This window comes from Pseudomonas sp. ATCC PTA-122608 (assembly GCF_001952855.1).
In the GTDB taxonomy this organism is placed as follows: domain Bacteria; phylum Pseudomonadota; class Gammaproteobacteria; order Pseudomonadales; family Pseudomonadaceae; genus Aquipseudomonas.
The window spans coordinates 197,609-213,619 of record NZ_LPNO01000001.1 but is presented as its reverse complement, the minus strand read 5'-3'; the positions used below and the strand labels follow the sequence as shown (position 1 = coordinate 213,619).

13 protein-coding genes are annotated in these 16,011 nt (G+C 61.2%); 6 read left to right on the top strand and 7 right to left on the bottom strand.

Annotation, left to right across the window (positions count from 1 at the left end; translation table 11 throughout):
• Positions 1 to 2: 2 nt before the first annotated feature.
• Both AU074_RS01050 and rep read right to left on the bottom strand, forming a co-directional pair.
• Positions 3 to 575, bottom strand: a complete 573-nt coding sequence (locus AU074_RS01050; RefSeq protein WP_008439415.1) for a xanthine phosphoribosyltransferase — start codon at positions 573 to 575, stop codon at positions 3 to 5.
• A gap of 57 nt (positions 576 to 632) precedes the next feature.
• Positions 633 to 2,642, bottom strand: coding sequence for a DNA helicase Rep (gene rep / locus AU074_RS01045; protein WP_076013138.1), 2,010 nt, complete (start codon positions 2,640 to 2,642; stop codon positions 633 to 635).
• A gap of 267 nt (positions 2,643 to 2,909) precedes the next feature.
• Between rep and AU074_RS01040 the strand changes: the two genes are divergently transcribed.
• Positions 2,910 to 4,580 (top strand): bifunctional diguanylate cyclase/phosphodiesterase, encoded by a 1,671-nt coding sequence (locus AU074_RS01040; RefSeq protein ID WP_076013137.1) that lies wholly within the window; start codon positions 2,910 to 2,912, stop codon positions 4,578 to 4,580.
• Between the two features lie 128 nt (positions 4,581 to 4,708).
• On the opposite strand, the gene AU074_RS01035 is transcribed toward AU074_RS01040, so the two are convergent.
• Positions 4,709 to 6,112, bottom strand: a complete 1,404-nt coding sequence (locus AU074_RS01035; RefSeq protein ID WP_076013136.1) for a NorM family multidrug efflux MATE transporter — start codon at positions 6,110 to 6,112, stop codon at positions 4,709 to 4,711.
• Between the two features lie 152 nt (positions 6,113 to 6,264).
• On the opposite strand from AU074_RS01035, the gene AU074_RS01030 reads away from it, so the two are divergent.
• Together AU074_RS01030 and AU074_RS01025 are read left to right on the top strand one after the other, a co-directional pair.
• A complete protein-coding gene (locus AU074_RS01030) occupies positions 6,265 to 7,185 on the top strand; it encodes a LysR substrate-binding domain-containing protein (RefSeq protein ID WP_076013135.1) in 921 nt (306 codons plus the stop codon).
• Positions 7,186 to 7,363: 178 nt separating this feature from the next.
• Positions 7,364 to 9,340 (top strand): methyl-accepting chemotaxis protein, encoded by a 1,977-nt coding sequence (locus AU074_RS01025; protein WP_076013134.1) that lies wholly within the window; start codon positions 7,364 to 7,366, stop codon positions 9,338 to 9,340.
• A gap of 117 nt (positions 9,341 to 9,457) precedes the next feature.
• On the opposite strand, the gene AU074_RS01020 is transcribed toward AU074_RS01025, so the two are convergent.
• Complete coding sequence (locus AU074_RS01020) at positions 9,458 to 10,381, bottom strand: ABC transporter six-transmembrane domain-containing protein (RefSeq protein WP_076013133.1); 924 nt, start codon at positions 10,379 to 10,381, stop codon at positions 9,458 to 9,460.
• A gap of 114 nt (positions 10,382 to 10,495) precedes the next feature.
• Here AU074_RS01020 and AU074_RS01015 point away from each other — a divergent pair, with 114 nt between their 5' ends.
• Positions 10,496 to 11,080 (top strand): TetR/AcrR family transcriptional regulator, encoded by a 585-nt coding sequence (locus AU074_RS01015; protein ID WP_076013132.1) that lies wholly within the window; start codon positions 10,496 to 10,498, stop codon positions 11,078 to 11,080.
• Here AU074_RS01015 and AU074_RS01010 read toward each other — a convergent pair.
• The gene (locus tag AU074_RS01010) at positions 11,067 to 12,563 is read right to left on the bottom strand and encodes a YifB family Mg chelatase-like AAA ATPase (RefSeq protein ID WP_076013131.1); all 1,497 of its coding nucleotides are present in this window, start codon (positions 12,561 to 12,563) and stop codon (positions 11,067 to 11,069) included. The two genes, AU074_RS01015 and AU074_RS01010, sit on opposite strands and share 14 nt — an antisense overlap.
• A gap of 97 nt (positions 12,564 to 12,660) precedes the next feature.
• Positions 12,661 to 13,569: a LysR family transcriptional regulator gene (locus AU074_RS01005; protein WP_076013130.1), complete on the bottom strand. Its 909-nt coding sequence runs from the start codon at positions 13,567 to 13,569 to the stop codon at positions 12,661 to 12,663.
• A gap of 234 nt (positions 13,570 to 13,803) precedes the next feature.
• Between AU074_RS01005 and cfa the strand changes: the two genes are divergently transcribed.
• The gene (gene cfa, locus AU074_RS01000) at positions 13,804 to 14,916 is read left to right on the top strand and encodes a cyclopropane fatty acyl phospholipid synthase (RefSeq protein WP_076013129.1); all 1,113 of its coding nucleotides are present in this window, start codon (positions 13,804 to 13,806) and stop codon (positions 14,914 to 14,916) included.
• A 52-nt stretch (positions 14,917 to 14,968) separates the two neighbouring features.
• Here the strand turns inward: cfa and AU074_RS00995 are convergent, their stop codons facing one another.
• Positions 14,969 to 15,229: an accessory factor UbiK family protein gene (locus tag AU074_RS00995; RefSeq protein WP_003208783.1), complete on the bottom strand. Its 261-nt coding sequence runs from the start codon at positions 15,227 to 15,229 to the stop codon at positions 14,969 to 14,971.
• 419 nt (positions 15,230 to 15,648) lie between these two features.
• Between AU074_RS00995 and glnK the strand changes: the two genes are divergently transcribed.
• Entirely contained in the window at positions 15,649 to 15,987 is a 339-nt protein-coding gene (gene glnK / locus AU074_RS00990) for a P-II family nitrogen regulator (protein WP_002555808.1), read from the top strand.
• Positions 15,988 to 16,011: the final 24 nt, after the last annotated feature.

The following is a 16,011-nucleotide window of genomic DNA, read 5'->3' as shown; positions in this document are numbered from 1 at the left end:
GGTTACTCGATGAAGGTAACTACACCACCCGCCAACGACTGCACCCGCGCCAGCGACTCAACCCGATAACCCTGCGCATCCAGCTCCGCACGGCCACCCTGGAACGACTTCTCGATCACAATCCCCAAACCCGCAACGGTCGCGCCGGCCTGTTTGATGATCGAAATCAGTGCTTGGGACGCCTTACCGTTGGCCAGGAAGTCATCGATGATCAGCACGCGGTCGCTGCTGGTCAGGTGGCGCGGGGAAATCGCCACGGTGCTTTCGGTTTTCTTGGTGAAGGAATACACCGTTGCCGACAGCAGGTTCTCAGTCAGGGTCAGGGACTGTTGCTTGCGCGCGAAAATCACCGGTACGCCGAGGTTCAGGCCGGTCATGATCGCCGGCGCAATGCCCGAGGCTTCGATGGTGACGATCTTGGTAATGCCCGAATCCTTGAACAACGCAGCGAATTCGTCACCGATCAGTTTCATCAGCGCCGGGTCGATCTGGTGGTTCAGAAAGGCGTCGACCTTGAGTACCTGATCGGAAAGCACGATGCCTTCTTCGCGAATTTTCTTGTGCAGTGCTTCCACGAAAGCTTCCTCTGTTGGCGCAACACGCGCCGAAAGTAGATTAAAAAGTAGTCGATTCTAGCGCTTTAACATCGCGCGTATATCCGCCAGTGCGGTATTGCCGCGAACGGCTTTGACTTCGGTTGGTGTGTCGTCGTTGCCTTCCCACGCCAGGTCATCCGGCGGCAGCTCGTCGAGGAACCGGCTGGGGGCACAATCGATGATCTCGCCGTACTGCTTGCGTTTCGCGGCAAAGGTGAAGGCCAGGGTCTGACGCGCGCGGGTAATGCCCACGTAGGCCAGGCGCCTTTCTTCTTCGATGGTGTCGGCTTCGATACTGGAGCGGTGCGGGAGGATTTCCTCTTCCATGCCCATGATGAACACGTAGGGGAATTCCAGGCCCTTGGACGCATGCAAGGTCATCATCTGCACGCCTTCGGCGCCGTCTTCCTCTTCCTGCTGGCGTTCAAGCATGTCCCGCAGGACCAGCTTGCCGATGGCGTCCTCGACGGTCATCTCGCCTTCTTCGTCCTTCTCGAGGGTGTTTTTCAACGCCTCGATCAGGAACCACACGTTGCCCATGCGGTAATCGGCGGCCTTGTCGCTGGAGCTGTTGGTGCGCAGCCAGTTCTCGTAGTCGATGTCCATGACCATGCTGCGCAGGGCGCTGATCGGGTCTTCGCCGGAACATTGCTCGCGCACCTTGTCCATGAAACGCTTGAAGCGCGCCAAGCGATCGGTGAAGCGGGTGTCCAGGTGTTCGCCCAGGCCGATTTCGTCGGTGGCGGCGTACATCGAGATCTTGCGTTCGGTGGCGTAGTTGCCGAGCTTTTCCAGGGTGGTCGAACCGATTTCCCGGCGTGGGACGTTAATCACCCGCAGGAAGGCGTTGTCGTCGTCCGGGTTCACGATCAGCCGGAAGTAGGCCATCAGGTCTTTCACTTCCTGGCGTCCGAAAAAGCTGTTGCCGCCCGACAGACGATAAGGAATCTGGTGGTGCTGCAGCTTCAACTCGATCAGCTTGGCCTGGTAGTTGCCGCGGTACAGGATCGCAAAGTCGCTGTAGGGCCGGTCGGTACGCAGGTGCAGGGTGAGCAGTTCGACGGCCACGCGTTCGGCTTCGGCGTCTTCGTTGCGGCAGCGGATCACGCGGATCTCGTCGCCGTGGCCCATCTCGCTCCACAGTTGTTTTTCAAACTCGTGGGGGTTGTTGGAGATCAGTACGTTGGCGCAACGCAGGATGCGGCTGGTGGAGCGGTAGTTCTGCTCCAGCATCACCACTTTCAGGGACGGGTAGTCGTCCTTGAGCAGCATCAGGTTTTCCGGGCGGGCGCCGCGCCAGGCGTAGATCGACTGGTCGTCGTCGCCCACCACGGTGAACTGGTTGCGCGTGCCGATCAGCAGCTTCACCAGCAGGTACTGGCTGGCGTTGGTGTCCTGGTATTCGTCCACCAGCAGGTAGCGGACCTTGTTCTGCCACTTTTCGAGGATGTCGGCGTGTTCCTGGAACAGCTTCACCGGCAGCAGGATAAGGTCGTCGAAGTCCACCGCGTTGAACGCCTTGAGCGTGCGCTGATAGTGGGTGTAGACGATGGCGGCGGTCTGTTCCTTGGGGTTACGCGCATTTTCGAGGGCTTCGGCGGGCAGGATCAGGTCGTTTTTCCACGAGCCGATCATGTTCTTGATCTCGTCGACGCCGTCGTCGCCCGCGTATTCCTTTTGCATGATGTCGGTCATCAGCGCCTTGACGTCAGTCTCGTCAAAGATCGAGAAGCCCGGCTTGTAGCCCAACCGCACATGCTCCTTGCGGATGATGTTCAGCCCCAGGTTGTGGAAGGTACACACAGTGAGGCCACGGCCTTCGCCACCCTTGAGCAGGGTGCCGACGCGCTCTTTCATTTCCCGCGCCGCCTTGTTGGTAAAGGTCATGGCGACGATGTACTGGGCGCGGATGCCGCAGCTCTGGATCAGGTGCGCGATCTTGCGGGTGATCACGCTGGTCTTGCCGGAACCGGCACCGGCGAGCACCAATAGAGGGCCGCCGACGTAGTTCACGGCTTCTTGCTGCCGGGGATTGAGTCGGGACATACAGAATTCAGGGAGTCATTGATCAAAAGGGCTGGCATTTTAACAGGCTGGCAAGATTCTGCTGCCTCTGAACGACAGTGTGACGTACCACTCGATCTAAATTTGCCGGTTTTGTTACTTTGCCGCAGGATGTATAGGGTATTTAGGACTATTGTTCGGTCTAGAGCCGCGCAGTGCGTATTTGATAACCCATATCATTGGTCATTATCTGGCCGCACGTCATAATGCCCGCCGCCAACGAAATTTTGCAGAGTCTAGGGAGCTAGCTTGTCTACGCCTGTCGAACCCTTGCGTTTGCTGCTACTGGCCGATGAGCCAGCGTGGGCAGCGTTATTGCGCGAGTGCCTGGCGCCGATGGGCGACGGAGCTGTGCTGATCAGCGCGCCAAACTGGGAGTCTGTGAGCAATCTGTTCGACGACGATCACAGTGCGGTGTTGTTGACAACGGCCAGCCTTCAGCCCGGCCCCGGTCGTTGCAGCTTGCCAACGGTATTGCTGTTGGAAGAGGAACCTCTGGTTTCGCCCCTCGGCGTCAGCGACTGGCTGATCCTGAATGCATTGGATGTCGATACATTGCGCCGTTGCCTGCGGCATGTGCGCGAGCGCGGTGTGCTGGAAAACACCCTGCAACGCCTGGCCGAGCAGGACCCGCTGACCGGCATCGCCAACCGCCAGGGTTTCCAGACCCTGTTGACCGCCCGCCTGGCGGAAAACGAAGGCCGTGGCGTCGCCCTCGGTCACCTCGACCTGGACAACTTCCGCCACGCCAACGACGCCCTCGGCCACCAGGCCGGCGACCGGCTGATCCTGCAAGTGGTCTCGCGGCTCAAGAGCCAGCTGGAGGCCGGTGATCAACTGGCGCGCCTGGGCAGCGATGAATTCGCCCTGCTGATCGACACCCGCCGTGCGCCCCAGCGCGCCGAATGGATGGCTGAACGCATCATCGAAGCCATGGCCGAACCGTATTGGGTCGATGGCGAAAGCCTGCTGATCGGTTGCAGCCTCGGCGTGGCACATGCCCGGGCCCGGGCCGGCGCCGACCCGCTGATGTGGCACGCCCATATCGCCATGCAGCAAGCCAAGAGCACCCAGGGCTGCACCTTTCATATCTTCAACGAACGCATCAACCGCAACGCCCGCAGCCTCGCCGACCTGGAAAGCGAACTGCGCCGGGCCTTGCGTCGTGACGAACTGGAACTGCATTACCAGCCGCGCCTGGACCTCGACGACGGGCATATCGTCGGCCTCGAAGCGTTGGTGCGCTGGCGCCACGGCGAGCGCGGGCTGTTGCCGCCGAGCGAGTTCGTGCCCCTGGCCGAGCAGAGCGGCTTGATCGTGCCGCTGGGCTACTGGGTGATTTCCCGGGCCCTGCGCGACATGCAGGACCTGCGCGAACGCGGGATTGCGCCGTTGCACATGGCCGTCAACCTGTCGTTCCGCCAGTTCCAGGACAGCCAATTGCTCAGCACCCTCAGCCGGTTGATTGCCGAGCGTGGCGTGGAAGCCCAGTGGCTGGAATTTGAACTGACGGAAACCGCGGTGATGCGCCGCAGCGACCTGGTCAAGCAGACCATGGACGCCCTTGGCCGCCTGGGCGTGCGCTTTTCCCTGGATGACTTTGGCACCGGCTTCTCGTCGTTCGTGCACCTCAACAGCCTGCCGATTGCCTTGCTGAAGATCGACAAGAGCTTCGTCGGCGGTATGGAAGAGCGCGAAGAGAACCGCAAACTGGTCCACGCGATGATCAACCTGGCTCACAACCTGAACCTGGAAGTGGTGGCCGAGGGCGTGGAAACCGCAGAGCAACTGGCGTTGCTGCGGTTGTTCGGCTGCGACCAGGCCCAGGGTTACCTGATCAGCAAACCGTTGCCGCTGTCGGAACTGGTGGACTACCTGACGTTTGGTGACAGCCAGGAGTTGGTGGGCGGCGTGATCTAATATTGTGAACCCGATCAAAAATGTGGGAGCGGGCTTGCTCGCGAATGCGGTATTTCAGCCAACCAATTCATAGCTGACCCACCGCATTCGCGAGCAAGCCCGCTCCCACATTTGACCGAGTACAGCCGTTACTCAGGCTGCGGGGCTTGAAATCCGCGGTGGGCTTCAGGCTCCTGGCGAATCATCCGTTTCATCTTCCGTTCAAACGCCCAGGTCAGGCTGACTGCCGCGCACGCCAGGCCCAGGGCCAGGCCCCACCACACGCCGGTTGGCCCCCAGCCGAGGTTGAACGCCATCAGCCAGGCGGCCGGTGCGCCGATCAGCCAATAGCAACCCAACCCGACCAGGAACGTGGTCTTGGCATCCTTGAGCCCGCGAATGCAGCCCATGGCGATGGTCTGCACGCCGTCGAACAGCTCAAACCAAGCGGCCACCGCCAGCAGGCTGACCGCGAGGTTGATCACGTCGCGAAACGCCGGGTCATTCTGGTCGAGGAACAAGCTGATCAACTGGTGCGAGAACAACCACAGCACCGCTGCAAAGCCCAGCATCACCAGCGCGCCAAAGCCGATGCCAACCCTTCCGGCCAGCCGTGCGTCCAGCAGGTTCCCGGCCCCGTAATGCTGGCCGATGCGCATGGTGATCGCGTAAGACATGCCCGCCGGAACCATGAACGCCACCGACACAATCTGCAGGGCAATCTGGTGCGAGGCCAATTGCGTGCTGCCCATGGTGCCCATGCACAGCGCCGCGAACGCAAACAGCCCGACTTCCACCGCATAGGTGCCACCAATCGGCAGGCCCAGGCGCCACAGTTCCCGCAGGTAATGCAGGTTGGGCCGCAGCAGGCCCTTGCGCAGCGGATAGGCGTCGTAGGCGCGGTTGTATTTGATGTACCAGATCAGCGCCAGGGCCATGCAGTTGGCGACGATGGCCGTGACCAGGCCAATGCCCACCAGCCCAAGTTTCGGCAGGCCGAACATGCCTTCAATCAACGCGTGGTTGAGCAGGTAGTTGATCACCGTGCCGCCCAGGCTGATAACCATCACCGGCGTGGCCTTGCCGATGGCGCTGGTGAAGCCGCGCAGGGCCATGAACGTCAGGTAGCCGGGCAGGGCGAACGGCAGGATGGTCAGGAACTGGCCGGCCGACGCGACGTTGGTTTCGGTCTGGCCGAACATCAGCAGCACCGGCTTGAGGTTCCACAGCAACAAGCCGGCCACCAGCGCCATCAACCAGGCCAGCCACAGCCCGGCCTGGGTCAGGCGCGTGGCGCCTTCAATGTCGCCCGCGCCCTGGCGGATCGCGACCAACGTGCCCACGGCGGCGATCACGCCGATGCAGAAAATCGACACGAACGAATAGCTCGCTGCACCCAGGCCACCGCCGGCCAGGGCCTCGGGGCTCAGGCGGGCCATCATCAGGGTGTCGGTCAGCACCATCAGCATGTGGGCCAACTGTGAGGCAATCAGCGGCCCTGACAGCCGCAGAATGGCCCAGAGTTCGGTACGTGCCGGATGCTGCATGATCATCACGCTCAAAAAGTCAGGGAAGGGTGGAAGGGTTGATTCTCGGCGCTCACAGCGCATTGCACAAAGGGATAAATCCGATGGCACGCATGATTAAAACTCATGCCTGAATGATTCTGGTAGGGTTTCGAGATTGCGCCGTCGGAGCTTTCGCCATGTCTCGTCGTCTTCCTCCTCTTTACGCCTTGCGCGCGTTTGAAGCCGCATCCCGCTACAACTCGTTCACCCGGGCGGCGGAAGAGTTGTCGATCACCCAAAGCGCGGTGAGCCGGCACATTCGTACCCTGGAAGAGCACTTCGCCTGCCGCCTGTTCCAACGCAGCGGCCGCACCTTGCAGCTCACCGAGGCGGCGCGCCTGTTGCTGCCGGGCGTGCGCGAAGGCTTCGCGGCCCTGGAACGCGCCTGTCACACGTTGAACGCAGAGGACGACATCCTGCGCATGAAGGCGCCCTCCACCCTGACCATGCGCTGGCTGCTGGCGCGGCTCAGTCGCTTCCGGCATTTGCTGCCGGGCAATGAAGTGCAACTGACCAGCGCCTGGATGAGCATCGATGAAGTGGACTTCAACCAGGAGCCGTTCGATTGCGCCGTGTTACTGAGCAATGGCCATTTCCCGCCGGACTGGGAAGCCAGTTACCTGTTTCCTGAGCTGTTGATTCCGGTGGGCGCCCCCAACCTGTTGAGCGACGGGCCCTGGGATGTCACACGGCTGGCTACCGCCGAGTTGCTGCATCCGACACCCGACCGGCGTGACTGGCGCTATTGGCTGGAGCGCATGGGGTTGTCATCCCAGGTATCGCTCAAGGGCGGGCAGGTGTTCGACACATTGGAGCTGGGCATGATCGCTGCCGCGCGGGGTTACGGCGTTTCCATGGGCGACCTGCTGATGGTGGCCGAAGACGTTGCCCAAGGCCGCCTGAGCCTGCCATGGCCAACCGCCGTGGCCAGTGGGGAAAGTTACTATCTGGTGTGGCCGAAAACCCGACCCGGTGGTGAGCGTTTGCGCCGGCTGGCGGACTTTCTCCAGGGTGAGGTCCAGGCGATGGAATTGCCCGAGGTAGAGCGGCTGGATTGAGCGGATTGCACATTTGCGAGCAATCGTTTGCGTGATACCCCTGTGATTCGCTCAAGTATTGAGCCTGCCCGCCGAAGTAGGGTTGTTGGAACTACCGTTCTACAACGTTTCCCCTATTAGAATTTTGCCGAGCAGCGCTATGAGATCAGGATGATCCTGGCCTCGGCCAGGAGCCTTCATGTCTCAACCTCGCGCCCGGATCGCCTCTCAACTGGGGCTTGCCCTCGCCGTGATACTGGCTGTCGTCATCAGCGGCAGCACGGTGTTCGCCTTGCGTTCGCTGGACTCAGCCAACCTCGACACCCGCGAGGAGCATCTGGCCAGCGAGGCTCGCTTGCTGGCCGACCAACTCAATACCTTCCACAGCACCTTGCGCGAGAGCACTCAGCGTTTGAGCGGGCTGTTTGAAAAGCGCTTCAGCGCCGGCTTGAGCACGCGTCCTGAACAACCGGTGACGGTGGCGGGCGTGCAGACCCCGGGCCTTTACCTGGGCGAGGAAGTGCTCAACAACAATTTCGCTGAAGTTGATGAGTTCAAGCAGATGTCCGGCGGCGTGGCGACCGTATTCGTACGCAGCGGGGAGGACTTTATCCGCGTCAGCACGTCCCTGACCAAGCAGGACGGCAGCCGCGCCATCGGTACGGCGCTGGATCATCAGCACCCGGCCTATCAACGCTTGCTCGGCGGGCAGGGCTATGTCGGCCGCGCGGTGTTGTTTGATCGCTCCTACATGACCCAGTACAGCCCGGTGCGTGATGCCAGCAGCAAAGTGATTGCGGTGCTGTTTGTCGGCTTCGACTACACCGATGCGCAGAACGCCCAGTTCGACAACCTCAAGCGCTTCCGCATCGGCCAGACCGGTTCCCTGGCGCTGCTGGACGAACAGAAGCACTGGCTGGTCCCGCCAGCTGGGGTGCAGGCATTGGATCAGTCGATTCCGGTCATGCTCGACCTGGCCGCCAAACCTGGAAAAGGCCGTTTCTGGAGCGACAAGAACGAAGACTTCTACAGCGTCGCGGTGCCGTTTGAAGGCGGCCCGTGGTCGGTGGTGGCGAGCATGCCGAAAGCCGAAATTCGCGCGGTGACCTGGTCGGTGGGGATTCGCCTGGCGATCGGCAGTTTGCTCGCGATGCTGCTGGCGGTGGGCGCGGCGGTCTGGCTGCTGCGCAGCAAATTGCAGCCGTTGGGCGACCTGGTGCGTCAGGCTGAAGCCCTGGGCGCCGGTGATTTGAGCGTGCGCTTGAACGTTTCCAGCCATGATGAAATCGGCCAGCTAGCCCGCAGTTTCAACCAGATGGGCGAAGCCCTGTCGACCATGGTGTCGCATATCCGCAAGGCGGCAGAAGACGTTAACAGCCGTGCCCAGGCGTTGTCGGGTTTGTCCGGCGGTGCGTACGAAGGCATGGAGCAACAGTCCGGCGAAATCACCAGCATGGCCGGCGCGGTAGAAGAGTTCAGCGCCACCTCGCTGAACATCGCCGACAACATGGGCAACACCGAGCGCCTGGCCCAGGACAACGCCCAGCAAACCAAGATCGGCCGCACCTCGATGCAAGAAGCGTCGTCGTCCCTGGAACACATCGCCACCGCGCTGAACAGCACGGCCACGGTGATCAATACCTTGGGCCAGCGCTCCCAGGAAATCGGCGGGATCGTCGGTGTGATCACCGCGATTGCCGAACAGACCAACCTGCTGGCGCTCAACGCCGCCATCGAAGCGGCGCGGGCCGGTGAGCAAGGGCGCGGGTTTGCGGTGGTGGCCGATGAAGTGCGCAACCTCGCGTCGCGCACCCGTCAAGCCACGGATGAGATTTCCGGAATGATCCAGAGCATCCAGCAGGAAACCGGCAACGCCATCAGCACCATGGAACAAGGCAACGTGCTGATGCAAGAAGGCCTGGCACGCAATGCTGACGTGGCATCAGCCTTGGCGCGGATCGACGAGCAAAGCCGCTCGGCGGGCCAGCAGTTTGCGGCGATTACCACCGCTACCCAAGAGCAGAGCAGCACCGCGACCTTGCTTAGCAGCAACTTGCAGAGCATCGCCCTGGCCAACAGCGAGCAGCGTGAAGTGGTGTCGAACCTGGCGATTACCGCCAAGGAACTGGAGACCCTGGCGGCGGGCTTGCGGCATGAGGTGGACCGTTTTCGTTGATTGACTGTTCGGGCCGCATCGCGGGCAAGCCCGCTCCCACGGTTGACCGTGTTCAATTGAAGAAACCGGTTCAATGTGGGAGCCGGGCTTGCCCGCGATGACGGACGATTCGACGCCTCAAACTTCGGATCGGTCGGCCAGCCCCGGGTCCACACGCTTGCCAATGTCCTTGAGTCGCGCCAGTTGGTCGACCATCCCTGGCGCTTCATCCAGGCTGCTGACAAAGGTCCATAGGTAGGTCATCACCGCATACACGTGGCCGGCCTTGACCGCCGGCGACAGCGCCAACTGGCTGATCGCAACCACAAACAGCAGTGCCGCCAGCGTACCGATAAACAGGAACGCTGCGGCCTCGCGGTCCGACAGCCAGATGCGCAGGCGTGACAGCACCTGGTAGTGCCGCTGCAAGGTCTGCGCGCCGACCTTTTCCACCAGGCCGATTTCCTTTTCCAGGCGGTCATTCAAACGCACATGCAGCTCCTGATTGCGCCGGGCAAAACGTGGCAACAAGGTCGTGCAGAGCACCAGCGCGGTCAGGCACGCCAGGCCGATCCACGGTTCGATCACCAGCAACATCACGGCCGCACCGACGATCGACACCAACGCCGTGGCGATGATTGGCACGTGTTTTTCGAAGAAATCCACAAAGTCTCGCGCCAGCACCACCCGCGCCGCCGCCCGTGAGGTGCTGTGGTTTTGCAGGCGCTGGTTGAGAATCACCGGCACCGCGAGATCGGCGTAGATGCGGGTGAAGGTGCGCGTGTCCAGCGCCCGTCGCGCCGCCCCGACCACCCAGAACGCCAGCACCACGGCGGCGTAGAACAGCGCGCTGCCGGCGTCGCCGCGGATAATTGAGTCCACCGCGAACCCGGCAAACAGCGGGTAGGCCAGCAGCAACGCGTTTTCCAGGGCCACCAGCGACAAGGTGCAGAACAGTTTCCCGGGATAGGCCCTGGCGATCGCCTTGAGGGTTTGGCTGGCGGATTGTTGCCCGATCTTTTTGCTTTCTTCGATCAGGATTTGCGGTGTTACGGATGACATGGGGTGCACCAAGGGTGAGATAAACGCTAGTATTGAGCGACTGCTCAAGTATCCTTGAGCGACCGCTCAAAAAGCAAGCGCCGTCGATCTGCCGGTGCCTGAAGGAAAAGCCTCATGTCGCGTATCGACCGTAAAGACCAGATTATCGCCGCCGCCTTGGAGCTGTTTCGCAGCAAAGGCTTCGCCGATGTCTCCACCCGCGATCTGGCGGAGCATGCCGGGCTGTCCCGCAGCCATGTCTATCACTACTTCAGCGACTGGAAAGACCTGCGCCGCGAAGCCTTTGTGCGGTTTGCCAACGAGCAACTGGACGAGGTGCGGGTGCCGTTGGAAGGTCTGCCGCCGCTGCAAGCGCTCGAAGGTTTCCTGCGTGACTGCTTGCCCTCCACGGCAGACGCCGGCTGGGCGCTGTGGCTGGATGCCTGGGATGAAGCCATGCATGACGAGCCACTGGCCCAGGCTTACCTGGTGATCAACGCCCAATGGCAGGCCATGCTCGCCGAGATCATTGAGCAAGGTGTGGCGGCCAAGGTGTTCCGCTGTGAGTCGCCCAAACGCGCGGCGCGGCAGTTGTTCGCCGTCGCCATGGGCTATGCCGATGACTTGATGCTCAAACCCTCCGTTGAATCCGCTGAAGCGGTAATGGATGAGGTGATGGAAGTGGCGGGGCTGCTCCTGGCGTTGCCTAAGAAGCGCTAGCCGGCCGGTACTGCAAGGCTTCCGCCAGATGATGGCGAGCGATGGCCTCCACCTGTTCCAAGTCGGCCAGGGTGCGCGCGACCTTGAGCAAGCGATGGGCTGCCCGCAATGACAGTGTCAGTCGTTCGCACGCGCTCTCCAGCCAGCCTTCATCGGCCTTCGCCAGTTTGCAGTGCTGGCGTAGCCCCGGCAGGTCGAGAAAAGCATTGGCGCAGCCCTGGCGCCGTTGTTGGCGTTCCCGGGCCTCGGCGACGAGCATGGAAGCGCTGGCGGTATCGTCACCTGACTGTTTGCCGGGGTTCAGCGCGGTGCTTTCCCGGGCGACGGTCACGTGCAGGTCGATCCGGTCCAGCAGCGGACCCGAGAGCTTGTTGCGATAGCGCTGGATCTGCTCCGGCGTACATCGACAGCGCCCGCTCGGCTCGCCCACATAGCCGCAAGGGCATGGATTCATGGCCGCCACCAACTGAAAGCGCGCCGGGAAACTCACCCGGTCGCGGGCGCGGGAAATCACGATATGCCCGGATTCCAGCGGCTCACGCAGCACCTCTAGTACCTTGCGATCAAACTCCGGCAGCTCGTCGAGAAACAACACACCATGATGGGCCAGAGTAATTTCCCCTGGCTGCGGTTTCGAGCCACCGCCCACCAGCGCCGGACCGGATGCCGAATGATGCGGCTGGCGAAACGGCCGGTGTGGCCAATGGCTCAGCGGCGCCAGGCTGACCACCGACTGAATCGCCGCCACCTCCAGCGCTTCCTGCTCACTCAAGGGCGGCAACAACCACGGCAGACGGCTGGCCAGCAAGGTTTTGCCCGTTCCCGGTGGCCCGCTGAGCAACAGGTTGTGGGCACCCGCCGCAGCGATCAGCAGCGCGCGTTTGGCTGCGAGCTGGCCTTGGACTTCACTCAAGTCCGGGTAGGGTTTGTTCAGGTACATCAGGCCACTGGAAACGAAGGGCTCGATCGGCACGTGACCGTTCAGGTGCGCCACCACTTGCAGCAGATGATCCACCGCAATCACCTTCAATCCCGAGGCGAGGCACGCCTCTTCCGCATTGGCCCGAGGCACGATCAAGGTGCGCCCGGCCTTGCGCGCCGCCAGGGCTGCCGGCAACACACCTTTCACCGCCCGCACCTCGCCGGACAGCGCCAGCTCGCCCAGGCATTCCACGTTGTCGAGGGTCAGCGTCGGCACCTGCACACTGGCGGCAAGAATCCCCAAGGCAATCGCCAAATCAAAACGCCCGCCGTCCTTGGGCAGGTCGGCGGGCGCGAGGTTGAGGGTAATGCGGCGGGACGGGTATTGCAGCGCAGAGTTGAGAATGGCGCTGCGCACGCGGTCTTTGCTTTCCTTGACGGCGGTCTCCGGCAGGCCTACCAGCGTCAGCGAAGGCAAGCCGTTGGCCATGTGTACCTCGACGGTGACTGCGGGGGCTTCAACGCCAATCTGGGCGCGGCTGTGGACGATGGCGAGGGACATGCTCGTTCCTTGAAATGAGTGGCCGCTTCCTGCGGTTTTTCAAGGGTAGTTCAGCGCTGGCGCAACGCAGCGGCGAGGTTTTACAGAACGTATCGGGCTACTGGCTGGGCGGCGGCACGCACAAGAACTCCTTCGCCAACGTCAACCACGCCTGCGCCGCAAACGACAGCTTGCACTGCCTACGCCACGCCAGCATCAGCCGCCAGTTCAGGGCCGGCGATTGTATTTCCGCGATGCTGAATTGGCTGGCGTCGAGGGTGTCGCAGAACGCCCGGGGCAGCAGGGTGATGCCCACGCCCAGGCGCACCAGGGAGGCGATAAAGTCCCATTGGCTGCTGCGGCCACTGATACGCGGCTCAAAACCGGCCAGGGCGCAGGCATCGAGTACAAATTGGTTAAGGGTGAAGGTGTCATCGTAAAAGATGAATTCGCAGGCTTGCAGCTCGCTCAGTTCAACTGAGCTGCGCCCCTGCCAGGGCGAGTCATGGGGCGCGAGCAGGCACAGTGGCGATTCGAACAAGGGCATGGATTCAAATTCGGACCAGATGTCCGCCACGCGCGGCGAGTCCAGGATGGTGCCGAACTCCAGGGTGCCTTGGCGCAGGTCCTGGATGGTGATGTTGCCGCCGCTTTCGAACAGTTTCAGTTCGATTTTCGGATAACGGGCGTGATACGCCGCAAAGATCGGCGCCAATGCGAGGTGGGTGGAGGGCGAAAGCCCCATGCGCAGGGCGCCGCGCTCGACCTGCTGGAGGTCTTGCAACTCCACGTTCATCTCATCGTGCAGCGCGATCATTTCCCTGGCGCGCTTGAGCACAATTTCCCCGGCGTCCGTCAGGGTGAAGCGTTTTCCCATACGGTCCAGCAGCTTCAGCCCAAGGCTCGCCTCCAGTTGCTGCACCATTTTGCTGACCGTTGGCTGGGTCAGGTGCAGCTTCACTGCGGCCTTGGTGAAGCTCTGCTGGTCCACGACTTCTACGAAATAACGAAGCGCCCTGATGTCCATCTTGCATTCCAATTTCGCATGGTTTTCATAAGATTAATTCATTATATCTTTAAAAAATGGCTGGATAAGATTTGTTACATCTGTTCCCAGCCAGCGTACCCGGTGATGCCGTAAGGGCCTTGCCAGACGCTTCCATGGCCAGATTTCTCGCAGTGTATGAATCAAAGGCAACGCTATTTCTGGAGAGCAATTGTGCTTAACAAAACGCGTCATTCTTTTTCCGGTTCTGATGAGATGTCTCAGGGAGCGCGCTTCGTTAAGGAGTTGCTGGTGCAGGCGCAGATCGAGGTCAACGGGCCGTCGGCTGCGGATATGCAGCTGTACCACGGTGGCACGTTCGACCTGGCCCTGGCCAAAGGCAACCTTGGTCTTGGCGAGGATTACATGGAAGGCGGTTGGGACGCCGAGGCGCTGGATGAGTTTTTCTACCGGCTTATGCGTTCCGGGGTGATCGACCAGGCCAACCCGGCCACCTTGTTGTTTCACGCGTTCAGTTCCCGATGGTTGAACCTGCAAAACAAGAAACGCGCCTGGCAGGTCGGCGAGGCGCACTACGACCTCGGCAATGACTTCTACGCGCGCATGCTCGACTCTCGCATGACGTACACCTGTGGCTACTGGAAAGATGCCACCACCCTGGAACAAGCGCAGTTCGCCAAGCTGGACCTGATCTGTAAAAAGCTCGGTCTCAAGCCGGGCATGCGCGTACTGGATATCGGCTGTGGCTGGGGCAGTTTCATGAGCCATGCGGCCGAGCACTATGGCGTGGAGTGCGTGGGTGTGACCATCTCCAAAGAGCAGGCGGAGTGGGGTCGCGCCAAGTATGCACATCTGCCGATCGAGTTTCGTCTGCAGGACTATCGGGATATCGACGAGCAATTCGACCATATCGCCAGCGTCGGCATGTTTGAGCATGTGGGCCGCAAGAACCATCGGGCGTATATGGAGGTGGCCAACCGCTGCCTGAAGGACGACGGGCTATTCCTGTTGCACACCATCGGCAAGAACCAGCGCAACAGCACGCCGGATCCGTGGATCGACAAATACATCTTTCCCAACGGGGATTTGCCCTCGATCGGGCAGATTGGCGACGCCATGGACGGGTTGTTTGTTGCCGAGGATCTGCACAACTTTGGCGCCGACTACGACAAGACGCTGATGGCCTGGTGCGAAAACTTCGAACGGGCGTGGCCGGATTTTGCCGAAACCTTCGGACGGCGTTTCTACCGGATGTGGCGCTATTACCTGCTGTCGTGCGCCGGGGCGTTTCGCGCGCGGGATATCCAGTTGTGGCAGTGGGTATTGTCGAAGAAGGGGGTTGTCGGCGGGTATCAGCGGGTGAGCTGAAGGTTACAACGGTTTAACGGGGACAGGCGAAACCTGCCCCGGTTGGGCTGGTTTATTCGGCGGCCGGCGTCAATCGCGCTTCCAGTTCCGCCACCTTGGCCTCAAGGCTTTCCAACCGCGCCCGAGTGCGCGCCAACACCACCATCTGGCTATCAAACTCTTCCCGGCTTACCAGGTCCAGCTTGCTGAAACCGCTTTGCAGCAGCGCTTTGAACTGGCTTTCAATTTCATTGCGCGGCAGCGGCGTGTCGCTGCTGAACAGGCGGGAGGCGTGGCCGCTCAGGGCGTCGAGGAGGTCTTTGGGCGCGAGCATGGGAAATCGTCCGGAAAATCTGTTGGCCGGCAGTGTATCACGCAGCGTCTATAGTCATTTCCAGCAGCGGCGGCGCACGCTTTTCGCGCATGGGGACGGGCGGTCGCGCACCGTTTTCGTGCGTATCTTCGCCGTCGTAGCGCCCGGTAGGTGGGCGCGAGCGAACAAAGGACTGATTTCAGTGATTTTTACGGAGCTGGCAAGCTTTCTGCTTAGACGATCATGACCCATGCACTGATGCAGTCGCTGTGACGATGCAGTGCGCCGACGGAGCGGGGTAGGTTTCGTCACCAGTGGTTAGCGAGCGTCGCAATGGCAAATGCCAAGGCGACGAAGCGTTACAAAGCCAGGCACTGCGCTTAGACTTGAGACGGGTTTGTTTTCCTGGGGCAAGTCCACCAATTCGGGAGAGAGTTTTCATGAAGCTAGTCACTGCCATCATCAAGCCGTTCAAGTTGGACGATGTACGCGAGTCACTGTCCGAGATCGGCGTGCAGGGCATTACCGTTACTGAGGTCAAAGGCTTCGGTCGGCAGAAGGGTCACACCGAGCTGTATCGCGGCGCGGAATACGTGGTCGATTTCCTGCCAAAGGTGAAGATTGATGTCGCCATTGATGACAAGGATCTTGACCGGGTTATCGAGGCGATAACCAAGGCTGCCAACACCGGCAAGATCGGTGACGGCAAGATCTTCGTGGTCAATCTGGAACAGGCTATTCGCATCCGTACCGGCGAAACCGATACCGACGCAATCTAAGCCGCCAAACCCCAACGCCCCAGG